Source organism: Nodularia harveyana UHCC-0300, assembly GCF_034931085.1.
In the GTDB taxonomy this organism is placed as follows: Bacteria; Cyanobacteriota; Cyanobacteriia; order Cyanobacteriales; family Nostocaceae; genus Nodularia; species Nodularia harveyana.
The window spans coordinates 56,372-74,680 of the sequence record NZ_JAYGHG010000024.1; the positions used below are offsets into that span (position 1 = coordinate 56,372).

General features: G+C 40.6%; 12 protein-coding genes and 1 pseudogene. 10 read left to right on the forward strand and 3 right to left on the reverse strand.

Going from position 1 to position 18,309, the window contains the following annotated elements; all coding sequences use genetic code 11:
- Window positions 1–29: 29 nt before the first annotated feature.
- Together cbiT and VB620_RS14385 are read left to right on the forward strand one after the other, a co-directional pair.
- Complete coding sequence (gene cbiT / locus VB620_RS14380; RefSeq protein WP_323196837.1) at window positions 30–632, forward strand: precorrin-6Y C5,15-methyltransferase subunit CbiT; 603 nt, start codon at window positions 30–32, stop codon at window positions 630–632.
- A 169-nt stretch (window positions 633–801) separates the two neighbouring features.
- Window positions 802–1,692, forward strand: coding sequence for a phosphatidate cytidylyltransferase (locus tag VB620_RS14385; protein ID WP_323196838.1), 891 nt, complete (start codon window positions 802–804; stop codon window positions 1,690–1,692).
- Window positions 1,693–1,733: 41 nt separating this feature from the next.
- Here the strand turns inward: VB620_RS14385 and VB620_RS14390 are convergent, their stop codons facing one another.
- Window positions 1,734–2,441: an LmeA family phospholipid-binding protein gene (locus tag VB620_RS14390; RefSeq protein WP_323196839.1), complete on the reverse strand. Its 708-nt coding sequence runs from the start codon at window positions 2,439–2,441 to the stop codon at window positions 1,734–1,736.
- A gap of 143 nt (window positions 2,442–2,584) precedes the next feature.
- Here VB620_RS14390 and VB620_RS14395 point away from each other — a divergent pair, with 143 nt between their 5' ends.
- Window positions 2,585–3,379: a pseudouridine synthase gene (locus VB620_RS14395; protein WP_323196840.1), complete on the forward strand. Its 795-nt coding sequence runs from the start codon at window positions 2,585–2,587 to the stop codon at window positions 3,377–3,379.
- Entirely contained in the window at window positions 3,376–4,218 is an 843-nt protein-coding gene (locus VB620_RS14400) for a helix-turn-helix domain-containing protein (protein WP_323196841.1), read from the forward strand. The genes VB620_RS14395 and VB620_RS14400 overlap by 4 nt, the downstream gene beginning before the upstream one ends.
- Window positions 4,219–4,423: 205 nt before the next feature.
- Here VB620_RS14400 and malQ read toward each other — a convergent pair whose 3' ends face one another.
- Window positions 4,424–5,932 carry a 4-alpha-glucanotransferase gene (gene malQ, locus VB620_RS14405; protein WP_323196842.1) on the reverse strand — a complete coding sequence of 503 codons (1,509 nt, stop codon included), beginning with the start codon at window positions 5,930–5,932 and terminating at the stop codon, window positions 4,424–4,426.
- Window positions 5,933–6,214: 282 nt separating this feature from the next.
- Between malQ and VB620_RS14410 the strand changes: the two genes are divergently transcribed.
- The 6 genes from VB620_RS14410 to VB620_RS14435 all read left to right on the forward strand — a co-directional run bounded on the left by VB620_RS14410 (window position 6,215) and on the right by VB620_RS14435 (window position 17,961).
- Window positions 6,215–6,652 carry an NUDIX hydrolase gene (locus tag VB620_RS14410; protein ID WP_323196843.1) on the forward strand — a complete coding sequence of 146 codons (438 nt, stop codon included), beginning with the start codon at window positions 6,215–6,217 and terminating at the stop codon, window positions 6,650–6,652.
- A gap of 140 nt (window positions 6,653–6,792) precedes the next feature.
- Window positions 6,793–8,097, forward strand: a complete 1,305-nt coding sequence (locus VB620_RS14415) for a Rid family detoxifying hydrolase (RefSeq protein WP_323196844.1) — start codon at window positions 6,793–6,795, stop codon at window positions 8,095–8,097.
- Between the two features lie 281 nt (window positions 8,098–8,378).
- Entirely contained in the window at window positions 8,379–10,064 is a 1,686-nt protein-coding gene (locus VB620_RS14420) for a choice-of-anchor I family protein (RefSeq protein WP_323196845.1), read from the forward strand.
- Window positions 10,065–10,758: 694 nt separating this feature from the next.
- Window positions 10,759–12,201 (forward strand): efflux RND transporter periplasmic adaptor subunit, encoded by a 1,443-nt coding sequence (locus VB620_RS14425; RefSeq protein ID WP_323196846.1) that lies wholly within the window; start codon window positions 10,759–10,761, stop codon window positions 12,199–12,201.
- A 60-nt stretch (window positions 12,202–12,261) separates the two neighbouring features.
- The gene (locus VB620_RS14430; protein ID WP_323196847.1) at window positions 12,262–15,495 is read left to right on the forward strand and encodes an efflux RND transporter permease subunit; all 3,234 of its coding nucleotides are present in this window, start codon (window positions 12,262–12,264) and stop codon (window positions 15,493–15,495) included.
- A gap of 342 nt (window positions 15,496–15,837) precedes the next feature.
- Window positions 15,838–17,961 (forward strand): ATP-binding protein, encoded by a 2,124-nt coding sequence (locus tag VB620_RS14435; RefSeq protein ID WP_323196848.1) that lies wholly within the window; start codon window positions 15,838–15,840, stop codon window positions 17,959–17,961.
- Between the two features lie 86 nt (window positions 17,962–18,047).
- Here VB620_RS14435 and VB620_RS14440 read toward each other — a convergent pair.
- Window positions 18,048–18,309: pseudogene (locus VB620_RS14440) on the reverse strand (hypothetical protein); the annotation flags it as partial.

The window sequence follows — 18,309 nt, forward strand, 5'->3', positions numbered from 1 at the left end:
GATATCTTTAAGTATAATTGTGTCTTTCTATGACTTCTAAACTTTGGCCTTATATTACTCCTGGTATTCCTGATGAATTATTTGAGCATTTACCTGGTATTCCCTTCACTCAGCGAGAAGTTCGGCTGTTATTGATTTCTCAACTGCGTCTGCGAAAGGATTCAGTATTATGGGATATTGGGGCGGGAACGGGAACAATTCCTGTAGAAGCTGGGCTGCTGTGTCCTGGTGGACAAATTATTGCAGTAGAACGGGATGAAGATGTAGCGAAATTAATTAAGCGTAACTGCGATCGCTTTGAAGTCCAAAATGTGCAAGTAATTGAAGGTAACGCCCCAGAATGTTTACATGACCTAAAATTAACCCCTGACCGCGTTTTTCTGGAAGGTGGAAAACCTATACAGGATATTTTGCCCGCCCTATGGGATTATTTACCACCATCAGGTAGAGTTGTGGCCACAGCTGCTAATCTAGAAGGTCTGTATGCTATTTCTCAAAGCTTCTCGGTGTTGCGAGCCAGAAATATTGAAGTCGTGCAATCTGCTGTTAACCGCTTGGAAACGCGCGGCTTTTCTCAAACCTTTGCGGCTGTCGATCCCATTTTTATCCTGAGTGGTGAGAAACTAGACTAGATTGGGGACTAAGGGCTGGGGACTAGTGACTGAGGATACTTCGACAGGTGTTACAGTGAGCTTGCCAAACTGCTCAGAGCATCGCAATGCATCGCTGAGAACTAGGAAAATGTTTTCCTTACTTTTAATACCCAATACCAATACCCAATACCTCATTCAAAATATTTATATGCCTTGGTCTCGAATTATTAGTGGAATTATAGCGATCGCCCTTGCTTTACTAGCAACTCTATTGGGTGGCTGGTACTTTACTATTGCCATTGCGGTAGTTGTCTTTTTAGGTCAAGAAGAATATTTTAATTTGGTCAGAGCTAGAGGTATTTTTCCTGCTGCTAAAACCACCATGTTTGTTAGCCAAGCCTTACTAGTAATTTGTAACCTGAACGACACCTTAGCTGATGCTGTCATGCCAATAGCTGGAACACTGATTTGTTTTTACTTACTGTTTCAGCCCAAAATGGCGACAATTTCCGATATTTCCGCCTCCATTATGGGACTATTTTATGTGGGCTACCTATCCAGTTATTGGGTACGCTTACGCACTCTTGGTAGTCTAGCTAGCAGCAATCTGCCTCTGGGTGGTTACTGGCCTACAGATTGGACAGATATTCTACAGCCAAACAGTTTCGCATCTTTACCACAAGGGTTAACTTTAACAGTTTTGACTTTCTTGTGTATTTGGGCTGCTGACATTGGTGCTTACGTTATTGGTAAATTTTTTGGTAAAACCCGTTTGTCTGACATTAGCCCTAAAAAAACTGTTGAAGGTGCTATATTTGGGATTTTCGCTAGCATCACCGTAGGTTTATTAGGGTCTTATTATCTGCATTTACCAAAAGTTTTATTCACTGGTGTATTACTAGGTTTGCTGATTGGTATTGCCAGTCTTTTGGGAGACCTTACCGAGTCTATGCTCAAGCGTGATGCTGGGGTGAAGGATTCCGGTCAGTTGATTCCTGGTCACGGCGGTATTCTAGACCGCACTGATAGTTATATCTTTACAGCCCCGTTGGTTTACTATTTTGTCACACTTTTATTACCGTTGATAGCAGATATCTAAGCTGTGGTTATTAGTCATTAGTCATTGGGAGATTTCCCCTTTCAAGGATTGACATTTATTTTTCCTTCGCATACCAGCTTACCAGGGTTTAAAGTGAGTTCTTGAAGATTGACATCTGAGCCAAGATCGAGATTGTAAGTATGTTTATTTTCTAACAGTGCTACTTGGTTTTGGATCAGTTGAATATTGTCTAGCTTTAACTCATGACCATTGATTAATTCTAAATTAAAACCAATCTCAATCGGCTCAGGTTGACTAACAGATGATATAATACCTTTAATCATAATTTCATCATTACCAAGGACTATTTTTTCCCAGGAAACTAACTGAGATTTTAAGGAATATTCCGGTAAAATTTCCCCAACTACATCATTTAAAGCCGTGGATAATAGTTCAGATACAAGAGAACTATTGAGATCCTGTTCCTCAACAATCAAATTACCAACTACTGGTACTATTTCTAATAGTTTTACTGGTTGACCTTTGAGTATTGCCCCTATATTCACCTGAATATTTTCTGCTATAAGTTGGATTCGCGTAATATGAATTCCTTTATACACAGCACCAGTGGCAATAATAGATACCCAGGGAATAGAACCAGAGAGAATTTGGCGATCGCCCGCATTGATTTCAACCTCTAACTGCGATACTTGGCTGACTTGTGACTTTAACCAAAGCTTAAGCGCTGTTGTCAGCACGTTTGTAATGATACGGATCTTCTGCGACTTTTTAATTGGTAGTTTTTCCATTAAACCAGTTTATTGATGTTTATTTGCTTCACAGTAACTCAACTGAAATAAGCCTTAAATCTAACATCAATAGCTAGTTATCACAAAACGCTCACATTATACTGATTATCTTGAAACTTTAGGTCATAGACATTAATTACAGCATGGAGGCTCGGTTACAAAAAATTTTGGCTCAATGGGGTATTGCATCACGTCGTGAAGCTGAAGAAATGATTCGGCGATCGCGCGTACACATCAACGGCTCATTAGCCCATTTAGGTCAAAAAGTTGACCCAGAAAAAGATCAAATTTCAGTAGATGGTCAGCTAGTATCGCCTCACCAGCGCCCTCCCTTAATATATCTATTGCTACATAAACCAGCCGGAGTAGTTTCCACCTGCTACGACCCACAGGGAAGAAAAACCGTTTTAGATTTACTCCCCGAAGAACTAAGTAAAGGTTCAGGTTTGCACCCAGTTGGTCGTCTAGATGCTGACTCAACAGGAGCATTAATTTTGACCAACGATGGAAACTTGACATTTGGACTCACCCATCCTCGTCACAGTATTCCCAAGACTTATGAGGTTTTAGTTAAAGGACATCCAGCCGAAACAATTCTAGAAATATGGCGTAAAGGTGTAATCTTAGAAGGGAGAAAAACACGTCCTGCTACAGTGATTTTGATCAAAAGACTTGCAAAAAATAGCCATTTAGAAATAATTTTAAAAGAGGGGAGAAACCGACAAATTCGCAAAGTTGCCGAACAATTGGGATATCCAGTCATTAGGCTACATCGTACTTCTATCGGCCCCATCCAACTACAAATGCCAAAATTACCCCTTTTAAAAGCAGGTAACTATCGTTCTCTTAAACGTGCTGAAATTCGCTTTCTGCAAGAGCAAATCAAGCATCTACCAATTCAAGATTCAGCTGAGGTCAGGAGCGGAATAAAAGCATGAAATGGCTAAAAAGTAAAGATAAAGAGCAGCCCAAACTGCCATTAAAACAACAACAAGAGAAAAAATTGGCAGAACTGGGCGATCGCCTGTGTGCTTCTCGTCAGGAAAAGGCTTTATCACTAGAAGAAATGGTAGCTTTGACCAAAATACCCCTGCGGCTGCTAGAGGCAATTGAACAAGGTAATTTAGATGATTTGCCAGAACCAGTTTATCTTCAGGGTTTAATCAGGCAATTTGCCGACGCATTAGGCTTTAATGGCGTAGAATTTGCTAGCAGTTTTCCTCTCGGCGGACATAAACGTGTCAGTTCACCCCCTACCAAGAAAAAGAAATCAAAAAGTTTACAACTGCCCTTTCAACGTTACTCAATTGCTTTCATACGTCCTACTCATCTTTACCTGCTCTACATATCTATCATTGTCTGCTCTGTTAGTAGCTTATCCAATATTCTGAATAATAATGCTGTGAACTACAGCAATCAACAGCCAGGAACAGAAAAGGTTTTCAACACTTCCCCAAATCAATTAAAATCCCAAATTTCAGCTAATTTAAACGGCATTAGTAGCACTGGTAATCCCACCAATAAAAGTGAGTCAGTACATATTGGTGTCACCTTAAAAGCATCATCCTGGATTCGTGTAGTTGCTGATGGTCAAATCCAGTTTGAAGGAGTTCTAGCAAAAGGAACTCAGCGCAGTTGGAAAGCCCAAGAAGAACTAACAGTAAAAACTGATAATGGCGGTAGTGTGTTGATGAGTATTAATCAGCAAGCCGCTCAAGAAATGGGAGAACCAGGAAAACAAAAGGAAATCAAGATTGGTACTAGACCAATTAATTAACCAGAAAATCGGTTATGGGACATTCCCGCCCATAACCCTGAAAACAACTGACTGCTATTTCTGACTACCTAATTTAGTTCTTTCCAGGACTTACGCAAAACCTACTTCAAATACTGTCATTGCGACGTAAGGAAGCAATCTCAAACCCCGATGTTTCTTTAAAATGCGTAAGTCCTACTTTCATAATTTTAAGTAAGTCCTGAATTTATTTACCCTGGGGTGAGCGTCCATAAAGTTGAGTGAGATGCTTCAGTCGCTCTCCTAGTTCTGCTGTCAACAACGATGGCTGATAACGCCAACCCCAATTCCCCTCAGCAGTACTGGGAAAATTCATCCGCGCCTCAGTTCCCAAACCTAAAATATCCTGCAAAGGAATAATTGCTTGATTGGCGATAGAACTCAAAGCTAATCTAATAACATCCCACTGGATACCTTCAGAACTCACACCACCTAAATATAGGAGTAAGTTACGCTTTTCCCAATCATTAGCTTGATTGAACCAACCTACAGTTGTGTCATTATCATGAGTTCCCGTGTAAACTACAGCATTACGTATATAGTTAAAAGGTAAAAACGAATTACCAGGATCTGAACCAAAAGCAAACTGCAAAACCTTCATACCGGGAAATTCGTATTTATCCCGCAGTGCTTCAACTTCTGGCGTAATTACCCCCAAATCTTCTGCTAAAACTGGGAGCGTACCCAATTGAGCTTTAATCACATCAAACAACTCATCTCCTGGAGCCTTCATCCACACTCCATTCATGGCGGTTTTTTCTCCTCGTTCCACAGCCCAGTAAGCTTCAAAACCCCGGAAATGGTCAATGCGAATTACATCTATGTAATCTAGCATCGCTTCAAAACGACCTAACCACCATTTAAAGTCTTGTTTTTGTAATTCTTCCCAGTCATAAACAGGATTACCCCATAATTGACCAGTTTCGCTAAAGTAATCTGGTGGAACTCCCGCCATTAAAGCAGGTTCTCTAGTCTCTTCATCTAAACAAAAGATATTCGGGTGCGCCCACACATCAGCACTATCTTGGGCTACATATATCGGAATATCGCCAATAATGAAAATTCCGCTCATGTTGGCATAAGACTTGAGTTCTGACCACTGGCGAAAAAATTCAAATTGGACAAATTTATAATAATAAATTTCAGCCCCTAATTTTTCCTTGGCTTCCTCTATTACTGCTGGTTCGCGCTTAACAAGTTCCGCCTCCCAAGTGTGCCAACTGGTATCATTATGATGATCTTTCAGCGCCATAAATAAGGCGTAATCATCGAGCCAATAGGCTTTACTTTCACAAAAACCTGCAAATTCTTTTTCTTGTAAAGCTGTTGCTTTAACTTGAAAGTTTTCGCAAGCTTTTTTGAGTAATGCAGTTTTAAGGGACTTGACTGGCTCGTAATCTACCTGCAATTCGTCAAATACTGGTAAATTAGCAAAGTCTTCTTCAGCTAATAAACCTTGTTCTTGCAGTTGTTCTGGACTGATGAGCATGGGGTTTCCCGCCATTGCTGAATATGCTGCATAGGGAGAATTACCGTATCCAGTGGGACCTAAAGGTAAAACTTGCCAATATTGCTGGTCACTTTCTCTGAGAAAATCAATAAATTTGTAGGCTTCTAAGCCTAAATCTCCAATACCAAATCGACTGGGAAAAGATGTAGGATGCAGTAAAATTCCACTGGATCTAGGAAAAGGCATATTTAACTTCAAATATAGCAACGAGATATTCCATCGAATCTATCATGCTGGGGTCAACATTGAAAGCTGTCTGAAGATCGAAGGATATGGCAAAAGTCGAAAGTCAAAAGTCAAAAGTTGTAGGGTGGGTTAGGCGCACAAGAATCAGATGATGAGCAAGATTTGCATAAGTTGCGCCGTAACCTACCTTTGCGAGGTAAATGGTGGGTTAGCGATAGCGTAACCCACCCTACATTTATCTGTATATAGAACTAAAATCTAAAATCTAAAATCCAAAATTATATGGCTTATAGAAATCCTGCACCGACGATTGATATCATCATTGAGTTGGTTGATCGTCCACATCGTCCGATAGTGTTAATTGAGCGCCATAATTCGCCTTTGGGTTGGGCGATTCCTGGTGGTTTTGTGGATTATGGTGAGGCGGTGGAAGTGGCGGCGCGGCGGGAAGCTGAGGAGGAAACGGGTTTAAAGGTGGAGTTAATTGAACAGTTTTTGGTCTATTCTGACCCTGGGCGGGATGCCCGTCAGCATACTATTAGTATCGTGTTTTTAGCTAGGGCGATTGGGGAACCAATGGCGGGTGATGATGCTAAGAATGTCGGTATTTTTGAATCTTGGTGTGTGCCGAGTAATCTATGTTTTGATCATGACCGGATTTTGCGGGATTATTGGCGGTATCGGGATTATGGGTTGCGTCCTCGGTTGGGTTTTGATTAATGAACTACATCTTTTTTGTCTCACGCAAAGGCGCAAAGGCGCAAAGGAAGAAATACTGAAAACAAAAGTATGGTCTGAATGAATGAAAACTGCTGTGATTTCTGCGATTATACTGGGTTTGTGGTATTTTAGGGTGCTTTATGGATGCTAAGGAGTTGTTGGAGAAATATGCACAGGGTCATCGAGACTTTAATAGTGCAAATTTAAGAGGGATAAACCTCAAAGGTGCCGATTTAAGTGGAATCAACCTAACTGGTGCTGACTTAACTGGGGCTGATTTAAATGATGTTAACCTCAGCAAAGCAAATCTTCAAGGAGCAAACTTCACTAGAGCATCTTTAACAGGTGCAAATTTAAGTGATTTGCAGAACGGTTCTCAGGCAAATTTCAGTTGGGCAGATTTGAGTGGTACTGACTTGACTCAGGCGAACCTGAGTAATGCAAATTTCAGTAATGCCAACCTGGATAGTGCCAAGTTAAGTAAAGCCATTCTTACTAGCGCCAATTTTAGTAATGCTAACTTGGATAATACTAATTTTAGTGATGCAACGCTACATTCCGCAAACTTCACGGAAGCATCCCTGAAAAACGCCAACCTTGTTAGAGCAAAACTTGATAATGCTAATTTAAGTGGAGCTAATTTGCTTGAGGCTGACTTTAGTCAAGCAATTCTAACAAACGTCACTTTCAAAAATGCCAATTTACAGCTAACCAAGCTTCGAGGTGTTAATTTATCTCAAAAAGATTTTTCTGAGATGAATCTGGCTAAGGCTGATTTGGGAGCTGCTAACCTCAATGGCGTAAAGTTCAGAAAAGCCTCTCTTCAAGGAATAAATTTAGAGAAAGCAGATTTGCAAAATGTAGATTTGATGAAAGCGAATTTAGATAGTGCAAATCTCAGAAGAGCAGATTTAACCAGAGCAAATATTTACGGTGCAACCTTTAAAAATGCTGACCTAACTGGTGCGATAATGCCTGATGGGGAAGTTTACCAGCCGACAGACTCTGAAGGCGAAGTTGGTACTCCGGAAACATTGTTAGAAAAAGAGATATCTATGACTCGTGAAGTAATTCGGACTGATAACGCACCGGCTCCTGTGGGACCATATAATCAAGCGATCGCCGCTTCGGGTAAAATGATTTTTGTAGCTGGTCAAATTGCCATTGACCCCCGCCTCGGTGATGTGGTCTACACAGATGATGTTAAAAAACAAACTGAGCAGGTAATGGCTAATATGGAGGCTATTCTGACAGCATCTGGTGCAAAGTTTGAAAATGTGGTCAAAACCACAGTATTTTTAGCTGATATGAATGATTTTGCCGCCGTGAATGCGATTTATGCAAAGTATTTTTCTGAAGAAACAGCCCCAGCCCGTGCTTGTGTGCAGGTATCTTGCCTACCCAAGAATGTTTTGGTAGAGATTGATTGTATAGCAGTAATCTAAAAACTGGTGAGGGACTTCCCAGAAAATCAGGAAAAACAGGCTCCTTTACCTTAACTTAACCACTAGTTTTACTTTGCTTAACCTTTGAGGAATAGTCTTTCACTATACCTAATACTTAGCGCAGTTACTTTCAAAAAATCTAATTTTTTGACAAAAATTTACTAGTACCCCGCATAGTGACATAGCAGCTAAGTGGGTATTTTTTTGTGAGTTTAAATTGCGCTTCAGGATACAGCTTGAGGTAACTCTCAAAGCCAAGCATTCAATTATTAGTGGAAATCATGATTATCCAAAAACTTATCGCCTGTATCACTCCATCCGCTTTTCTCTTGGGAATCATGGCGAGTCCAGCAGCAGCAGTTTCCCTCACGCCTATCGGTAGTTATAGCACGGGAATTTTTGACAATAGTGCGGCGGAAATTCCCACCTATGACCCAGTAAGTCAACGGCTGTTTGTGGTGAATGCAGCAGCCAAAACCATTGATGTCATCGGCATTAGCGACCCGACAAATCCATCATTGCTGTTTAATATTGATATCAATACTTATTTCTCTGGTGGTAATGCTAATAGTGTCGCCTTTAATAATGGCATCCTAGCAGCAGCAGTGGAAGCGCCTGTTACCCAAGATTTAGGCCAGGCTTTATTTTTTAACGTTGATGGTAATTTTCTCGGTAATGTCGCAGTGGGAGCGCTCCCTGATATGCTGACTTTCACTCCCGATGGTCAGCGTTTGTTACTGGCTAATGAAGGGGAGCCGAACAATGACTATACTATCGATCCAGAAGGTTCGGTGAGTATCGTCGATTTAGATTTCTCGAATCTTTCCAATTCTAATGTGATCACTGCTGGCTTTACTCAGTTTAATAGCCAAATCGACCAGTTGCGGAATGCCGGAGTCCGCATTTTTGGCCCTAATGCTTCTGTAGCCCAGGATTTAGAGCCTGAGTACATTACAGTTTCTCCTGATTCTCGCACTGCTTGGGTATCTTTGCAGGAGAATAACGCCATTGGAGTCCTGGATCTGATTAACAATCAGTTTACCGACATCATTCCTTTGGGATTTAAGGATTATAGCCTGGCAGAGAACGGTTTTGATGCTAGCGATCGCAATGATGCGATTAATATTGCTAACGCACCTGTTTTGGGTATGTATCAACCCGATGGTATTACTTCTTATACAGTCAACGGTAAAACCTATATTGTCACAGCGAATGAAGGTGATGCTCGTGATTACGACGGTTTTAGCGAGGAAGTGCGATTAGGTAGCAATAGTTATCAACTCGACCCCAATGTGTTCTCCAATGCTGATGAGCTAAGTCTAGATGAAAATTTAGGCCGTCTCAGAGTCACTAATGCTCTGGGTGATGCTAATGGTGATGGTCTATTTGAAGAGATATATGCTTTTGGTGGGCGTTCTTTCACCATTTGGGAATGGGATGAAGATGCTAGAACACTAAATCAAGTCTACGACAGCGCAGATGATTTTGAACAGATCACTGCACAGATTCTTCCTGACTTCTTCAACTCTAGTAATGATGAAACTGGCTTTGATTCCCGCAGTGATGATAAGGGTCCGGAACCAGAAGACGTAAAAATTGCCGAAATTGATGGTCGTTTTTATGCTTTCATTGGTTTGGAGCGTGTGGGCGGTGTCATGACCTACGATATCACTGACCCTGTGAATCCTCTCTTTGTGAACTACATTAATAACCGCGATTTCACGGTGGAGTCAACCTTGAACGGAATCACTAACCCTGCTGCTGGTGACTTGGGTGTAGAAGGTTTACTATTTATTTCCGCCGCAGATAGTCCCAATGGTCAGCCATTGTTAGTTGCAGGTAATGAAGTGAGTGGTACAACCACTGTATTCTCTATTCAGGCGCAATCAGTTCCTGAGCCAGGATCTATTTTTGGCTTAATGGTGCTTGGTTCAATGGGTATCCTGAAATTCAAGCGTAAGCACTAAAAAAACTGAATTAAGTAGGTAGAACAATCTATGGATATCTGACAAATACAAGGATTTGGAGAGTTTTGCATCATGTCAGATATTTGGGGTTGTTTCTGCCTACCTACTTCAAATCCAATATGCTTCAGGTCAAAGTCATTGTTTTCAGGTATCGCTCAAGGGTTTGAGATTTACTTTGTATGCAATGACGATAAATATTTTATTCCTGTTTATACCACATATCGACAAAAACGACAAACTTTTTTAATATTTTTTATTCTATACCGATAAATACTTGTAAATTTGCCACATTATGTATATTTATGTAAAATAAAGTATACATAGTTTATTCTCAAACTAAAGTCAAAACTCTCCAAAATTCCTCTTGGGAAAAAACCAGATAATAGGGAAATATTTATACTCAAATCCAATTTTTTCAGGTGATAAAAATATTTATTTTGGCATGGACAGCAAGATGGTAAATATTTTCTGGCGATTCTCAGGGGAGTAAAGTACAAATCTAGCTTTGTGTATTTGTGATTTGTAATTTTCTGATTTACTCCACCTAGTAATAAAGTTTCATATTAATTCCAGGGAAATAGTAATCGGAAAAAAGCTGACAAATTAGCTAGATATGTCTGTGAGTATTACAAGTTAGTCAATTAATAAATACACAGGATTTTGCGGGAAAAACTACCTTTTAGGAGTAAAAGAGATGATTTTGAATGAAAAAATCCCTAAGAAACAGGTAAAGTTACCAATGGATAATGGCTCATTAAATGAGGTAGTTAATCGCCAATTACATTCAAAAATCCTGGAGTCTTCTTGTTACCGTTGGGATTTTGGTCGCTATCCATCGGCTACTGTGAAGCTGTTCTCCTGTTTTTTTCTACTAAGTATAGGATTATTAACGGCTAGCTGTGGAACCGTACCCAAGGAATCGGCTCACGCGCAATCTCAGCAAAAGGCATCACGTACTGAAAATATTACACCTGTTGATGTGGCGATCGCCCGCACGGATTTTTTGAAGGTACAACCAAGTTATACAGGGAATACTACGCCATTTAGTACCGTATCATTGCGATCGCAAGTAGAAGCCAGACTCTTAGCCCTCAGCTTAGACGTAGGAGATAGAGTCACCAAAGGACAGAACGTCGGATTATTAGATGACACCCTGCTATTAACATCATTAAAACAAGCAGAAGCCGAACTAGCATCCCTTCAATCCGAAGTAGCTAGAGCCAAAACCGAGGTCAGTAACGCCCGCGCCGAAGTAGAAAGAGCGCGATTAGAATTAGTCCAAGCCCAAGCCGACTCCCAACGCCAACAAGAACTTTTCCAAGCTGGTGCAATTTCCCAACAAAGCGCCCAACAGTCCCGCACCACCGCCCAAACAGCAGCCCAATCACTACGAGCTTCTGAAGAACAAGTACGTACAGAACAGCAAGCTGTCGCCGCCGCCCAAGGTAGAGTCGTAGCCCAGCAAGCCGTAGTAGCTCAATTTAAAGAGCGCAGATCCTACGCCCGCTTAACCTCCCCCATAACTGGTGTAATTACCCAAAGAGTCACAGAACCAGGTAATCTCCTGCAACCAGGAAATGAAGTCTTGCAAATTGCCGACTTTAGCCGCGTAAAAGTCCTAGTGCAAGTTTCGGAATTAGAACTATCCCAAATTCAGGTAGGACAATCTGTGCAAGTAAGCCTAGATGCTTTCCCCAATGAATCATTAATTGGCAGAGTTACACGCATCTCCCCTGTAGCCGATCCCACAGCTAGATTAATCCCAGTAGAGGTAGTAATTCCCAATAACGATAATAAAATTGGTAGTGGATTATTAGCAAGAGTCAAATTTACCCCCCAGACATCACAGCGAGTAGTGGTGTCCCAAAGAGCGATTCAAAAAAACAATAATTCTTCTGACTCCACCACATCTGAGAGCAATTCCCAAGATACTACTGGCAATATATTCGTAATTACAGATACTGAAGGTAAAAATAAAGTCACGGCGCGTACTGTTACTTTAGGTAATAAAGCGGATGGCAACGTAGAAATTTTATCTGGCTTGCAACCAGGGGAACGCTATGTTGCTCGTAGTGGTAGACCTTTAAAAGATGGTGACTCTGTAATTCCTTCAGTTCTCTCGGAAACCGCAGAGTAAAAATTAACAACGACCTTTTGAGCTTTTCATTGAGCAGGTTTAATTGGAGATTAGGAAGAGATGCAGGACATACAAAAGAGCGGCGGATTTAGTATCAGCACTATTTCCATCCGCCGACACATCGGTACACTCATGCTGGCGATCGCAGTATTGGTAATGGGTGTATTCTTTATTATCAAAATACCAGTAGATTTACTCCCCTCAATTACCTATCCTCGAATTGGTGTACGAATAGCCTCACCGGGAATTTCTCCAGAGGTAGCCATTGATGAAATTACCAGACCTTTAGAATCAGCTTTTTCCGCCACCGAAGGCGTATTACAGATTTTTTCCCAAACTCGTGAAGGACAGGTAAGTTTGGATCTGTATTTCCAACCAGGGGGCGATATTGACCAAGCCTTAAACGATGCTACAGCTTCCTTTAATCGAGCTAGAGGTCGCTTACCCGACACCATTGAAACACCACGCTTATTCAAATTCGATCCTTCCCAGTTACCAGTTTACGAATTTGCCTTAACCTCCCCCTCCTTAGAAAGTCTCGATTTGCGGGTTTTTGCCGAAGAAGAACTAGTTCGTGAACTAGGTGTTGTTCCCGGAGTAGCTAGTGTAGACGTATCGGGAGGAGTTCAAGAAGAAGTTAGGGTTAATCTAGATTTAGATCGTTTGCAAGCCTTGGGTGTCGGTTTAACTGATGTCCTGGATGAACTGAGAGAGCGTAACCAAGATGTTTCTGGAGGTCGGCTTTTAGGGTCAAATTCTGAGCCATTGACTCGGACTGTGGGACGTTTCCAAAGTGCTGATGAAATTAAAAATTTGTCTTTTGATGTTGCTTCTTCCCCAGACTCCAATAACCAGACACCAATCTCCAATCGTCGAGTTTATTTGCGCGATTTTGCCGAAGTCATTGATGGTTCAGAACAACAGCGCATCTACGTTTCACTCAATGGCGAACCATCTGTTAAAATCAGCATCCAAAAACAGCCAGATGCTAACACAGTTAACGCTGTTGATGGTGTAAAAAAACGTTTAGCAGAACTGCAAGCATCGGGTGTAATTCCTGAAGGGACAATACTTACAGCTACCTTGGATGAGTCACAGTTTATTCGCAATTCCATTGCAAATGTTACAACTTCCGGATTAATTGGGACAGGACTAGCTGCTTTTGCGGTTTTACTCTTCTTGGGTTCGTTGCGACAAACTCTAATTATTGTGATTGCTATTCCTTTAGCCAGTTTAGCCGCCATCATCTTCATGGGAATATTTGGCTTATCCCTGAACATTTTTAGCTTGGGTGGTTTGGCTTTAGGGGTGGGTATTGTGGTAGATAACTCCATCGTCATGTTGGAGAATATTGCCGAGGGTGCAGGGATGACTCCTGGTAAAGATAGCAAAACTCGCCTCAATGCTCAGGAAATGATTCAACAGGCTGAAAGAAGTAGTCAAGAAGTGGAATCAGCCTTAATTGCTTCTACTAGTACCAACTTAGTGGCGGTGATGCCGTTTTTGCTCATCGGCGGTTTTATTTCACTACTATTTAATGAACTAATTCTCACCATTACCTTTTCTGTAGCTGCTTCCATTTTAATTGCGGTGACAATTATACCCATGTTGACCTCCCGCACTTTGTCCTGGAAGTTTTCTAGTGGTTTGAGTAAGTTTTGGTTGCTACGGGAATTTAACAGCCGCTTTGATACAGCAACAAATAGATATAGGCGGTTTTTAACTGATATATTGCGGTGGCGATTTTTAACAGTGGCGATCGCCATTTTAATCTTTGGCGGCGGTAGTTTGTGGATAGCCCCTCAAATTCCTCAAGAAATCCTCCCTCGAATTAGCACAGGACAAGCCAGTTTAAATGCTCAGTTTCCACCGGGTACGCCCCTAGAAACCAACCGCAAAGTTATGACCATAGTAGATGAAATCCTACTTCAGCAACCAGAAACTGAATATGTCTTTTCAACAGCCGGTGGCTCACTTTTTGGCACAAATGTCAACGCTAATCCCCTCCGAGGAACCAGCACCATTACCCTCAAACCAGGGACTAACACTGAAGCTTATGTAGAACGAGTCACCCAAGAATTTAACAAGCTGAACTTAGTAGGAATTCGTCTGCGCCTTTCCCCTGGTCAAGTACGGGGTTTAATTCTCAGTAACTCCCCTGTCCGGGGTGCTGATGTTGATATCATCCTTCAGGGTAATGACACAGAAAACTTAGAACAAGCTGGTCAAGAAATACTCACAGCCTTAGAAGAGCGCGCTACCTTAGTCAGATTTCGTCCTGATGCTGATGACCGTCAACCAGAACTACAAATTCGTCCTGACTGGGATAGAGTCGCAAATTTTGGCTTAAGTACTACAGAGATTGGCGACACAATTCAAACAGCCATACAAGGTAGTGTACCCACCACACTCCAACGCAGTAACCGTTTAGTTGATGTCAGAGTCCAGTTAAATGAATCATCAGTGCGAGAAGTTTCTCAATTAGAGAGATTACCTTTATTCGTTAACAATAATCGTCAAGTCCGCCTCAGCGATGTCGCTACAATTACTGAAGGACAAGCACCAGGGGAAATTCAGAGGATTAATCAGCGTCAGGTATTCATACTTGCAGGTAATTTAACTGAGGGAGCTAACCTCAGTGATGCTTTTACACAAGTAGATGCAATATTAGATAGTTTAGATTTACCTGAAGGTGTGAGTGTTTTACCCAGTTCGGCGGCTGAATCTAATCAGGAACTACAAAACTCCCTAAAACTATTAGGTGGATTAGCCAGCTTTCTAGTTTTTGTAGTCATGGCAGTACAGTACAATTCACTGATTGACCCCTTAGTAATTATGCTCACAATTCCTCTGGCTTTAGCTGGGGGAATCTTTGGTCTGTACATTACCAATACCGCAATTGGGGCGACAGTAATAGTAGGGGCAGTGTTATTGGTGGGTATTGTCGTTAACAATGCCATTATCATGGTAGAACTAGCCAATCAAATTCGTGAACGAGACAAAGTTGACAGGAAAACTGCCATTTTACAAGCAGCGCCTCAACGTTTACGTCCCATATTAATGACCACTATTACCACTGTTTTAGGTATGTTTCCTCTCGCTTTGGGAATTGGTGAGGGTTCAGAATTTTTGCAACCATTGGGTGTGGTAGTATTTTCCGGTTTGTCTTTAGCTACCTTACTGACATTATTTATCATTCCCTGTTTTTATACTATGCTCCACGACTTATTAAATTGGCGTTGGGCGAAGCCTATTTTAATCAATTTGGGTGGTTGGAGCAAAAAGTTTTACTAAAGAACTAACTCAAATTCTGCATTGGTGGGCTAGAATTAACCAAGTCATAGAGATACAGCCCGCCTACGCAGGTTTTCAACCTTGAATTTCCAGATATTTTATGAAGCTGAATTAATTTATTGACCCGCAGTTTTTAACAGCCAGATATATGGATGTCATATCTGGTTTACTACACTGTCAATTTGTTGGCTTTTGTAAAGTATAAAAAATTCTGAGCAGTGGAAAATATTGTACCCTGATGATGTATTGTAACTAAACTAATCTCTAAACCTTTAACTCACTCAGATGAGATGTGCTGTATATAAATTTAATCCCTTTTAAAACTTTGGAGGATAAAAGAAGATGGAATTTTTAAACCAGGTTTCTACTTCTAATATTCTACCAAATGTACCAGAAGATTTTCAATTATTTTTGCGAAATATCCTAGTAGAATTTAAAGACAATATTGATATAAATAAAAACGAAGATTTAGAAATTTATTTACAGAAAATTAATAGAAAAATAGACGAAGAAATACAATCCCAAACAGCAATTTTAAATCAAAAAATCAATCAATTACAATTAGATATTGATGCACACAAGCAAGCTGAAGAAACAAGAAAGCAAACTGAAAAAAGTTTTCGCAGACACAATCAGGCTCTCCAGCAACTTGTGCAAAGTGAGTCCATACAATATGATGAGTTTCCTAATTCCATAAAATATGTCACGGAAGTAGCTACTCTTGGTTTAGATGTAGACCGTGTAAGTGTTTGGTTATATACAGAAGATTATAGCAAAATTCAATGCGCCGATTTATATGAACGTCCTAGCACTTCTCATAGTCATGGTTGGGAATTGTCAGTCTGTGATTATCCCAGGTATTTTCAAGCTTTGAAAGAGCAACAAGTTATTGCAGTTGTTGATGTTCATCAAGATCCTCGCACTTCCGAATTTTCCGCCAGTTATACAGGTCCATTAGGTATTACCTCAATGCTGGATGTCCGGATTTGGTCGAGGGGAAAGGTGATTGGTGTAGTATGTTGTGAAAACTTGGGTAGTCAGCGTCAGTGGACTTTAGAAGAAGAAAACTTTATTAGCTCCATTACTGAATTTGTGCGGCTAGTGATTGAATCAAGCGATCGCAAATCTGTAGAAGCAGCTCTAGCTGTCAGCCAAAATCAGTTTCGTTTAGTCGTTGAGCAAACCGGACAATTAATTTATGTCTACGATCTTGCTGACACTTGCATTCATTGGGCAGGAGCAATTGAGGAAATTACGGGCTACACTGCTGATGAATGGGGAAAATTCGATTTAGCTACTTGGGAAGCACATATTCAACCCCAGGATCGCTCCAGAGTCTTGGCGATGTGGTCATCTGTAAGAGAAAAAACAAACCAGTATCACATTGAATATCGACTCCGGAAAAAAGATGGTTCCTATATCTATGTTGAGGATCGGGGCAAATTTTTCGTGAATTACATCACCGGAACTGGTTGTATAGCTGGGACAATGAGCAATGTGAGCGATCGCAAAAAAGCTGAAGAAGCTTTGCGCAAATCAGAATATCAATTCCGCCAACAAACTCAAACATTACAAAAAGCTCTAGAGGAATTACAAATTACTCAAGCTCAAATGATTCAGAGTGAAAAAATGTCTTCCCTGGGTCAATTAGTAGCAGGAGTAGCACACGAAATTAACAACCCAGTTAATTTTATTTATGGTAACATTACCCCGGCAAATGATTATATTCAAGACTTACTTAAAATACTTCGGTTATATCAAGAATACTATCCCCAACCAGTTCCAGTTATTCAGGAAATTAGTCAAGCAATAGATATAGAATTTTTAATTGAAGATTTACCCAAATTGTTATCTTCTATGGAAATGGGTGCAGAACGCATTCGCCAAATTGTGCTTTCATTACGAAATTTTTCCCGACTAGATGAAGCTGAATATAAACAAGTTGATATTCATGAAGGAATTGATAGCTCTTTGCTAATCTTAAAAAGTCGTCTCAAAGAAAAACCAAAGCATCCTGGTATTCAAGTTATCAAAAATTATGGCGAACTTCCGTTAGTAGAGTGCTACGCAGGGCAATTAAATCAGGTATTTATTAACATTTTAACTAATGCTATAGATGTATTAGAAGAACGAGATCAAAAACGCTCCTACCAGGAAATTGAGCAATCTCCTAGCATCATTCAGATTTCGACACAAATGCTCAACGACCAAGTAATTATGATTAGAATTAGCGATAATGGGATGGGTATACCAGAAAAAATTAAAAACCTAATTTTTAATCCTTTCTTTACTACCAAACCAACTGGTAAAGGCACGGGAATGGGTATGTCTATTAGCTATCAGATTATCAGCAAAAATCATGGAGGTAAATTTTATTATGTTTCATCCGTGGGTAAGGGTACAGAATTTATTATTGAAATTCCTTTAAAACAGCAATTTAATTTACAAATCCCCACAGGAGGCTAATAACTCTCCGAGACAATAACCCGGGGCTTTGGGTGTACTCTGTGGTTTTTTTTCATGATTTTGCATAAGTTCTGAATATTTATAAATCAAGATTTAATCAGCACAGTTTTACGTATAGCAACATTATCTAAATGAAATCGGCGGGAGAAAATAGCCGTGAGCAAAAGTTGCCAAGCAAAAGGAGAAAATACACTTTTATCGAACATCAATAGGAAACTTTGGTAACCGTTCAGGGGGGGGTGGAAGAGCGATCGCCAAAGGAGGGGCTGAGTCCTGCGGATATGCTTGTGCGTTCGCCCATCGCTAAAAATTCTCCCCAAAATCTGATAAATTAAGTGATATGGAAGA

Bases quoted from the DNA above. Each gene is read 5' to 3' on its own strand.
- VB620_RS14435 (WP_323196848.1), top strand. From the start codon at position 15,838: ATGGAATTTTTAAACCAGGTTTCTACTTCTAATATTCTACCAAATGTA.
- VB620_RS14425 (WP_323196846.1), top strand. From the start codon at position 10,759: ATGATTTTGAATGAAAAAATCCCTAAGAAACAGGTAAAGTTACCAATG.
- VB620_RS14385 (WP_323196838.1), top strand. From the start codon at position 802: ATGCCTTGGTCTCGAATTATTAGTGGAATTATAGCGATCGCCCTTGCT.
- VB620_RS14400 (WP_323196841.1), top strand. From the start codon at position 3,376: ATGAAATGGCTAAAAAGTAAAGATAAAGAGCAGCCCAAACTGCCATTA.
- VB620_RS14415 (WP_323196844.1), top strand. From the start codon at position 6,793: ATGGATGCTAAGGAGTTGTTGGAGAAATATGCACAGGGTCATCGAGAC.
- VB620_RS14410 (WP_323196843.1), top strand. From the start codon at position 6,215: ATGGCTTATAGAAATCCTGCACCGACGATTGATATCATCATTGAGTTG.
- VB620_RS14395 (WP_323196840.1), top strand. From the start codon at position 2,585: ATGGAGGCTCGGTTACAAAAAATTTTGGCTCAATGGGGTATTGCATCA.
- cbiT (WP_323196837.1), top strand. From the start codon at position 30: ATGACTTCTAAACTTTGGCCTTATATTACTCCTGGTATTCCTGATGAA.
- VB620_RS14390 (WP_323196839.1), bottom strand. From the start codon at position 2,441: ATGGAAAAACTACCAATTAAAAAGTCGCAGAAGATCCGTATCATTACA.
- VB620_RS14420 (WP_323196845.1), top strand. From the start codon at position 8,379: ATGATTATCCAAAAACTTATCGCCTGTATCACTCCATCCGCTTTTCTC.
- VB620_RS14430 (WP_323196847.1), top strand. From the start codon at position 12,262: ATGCAGGACATACAAAAGAGCGGCGGATTTAGTATCAGCACTATTTCC.
- malQ (WP_323196842.1), bottom strand. From the start codon at position 5,932: ATGCCTTTTCCTAGATCCAGTGGAATTTTACTGCATCCTACATCTTTT.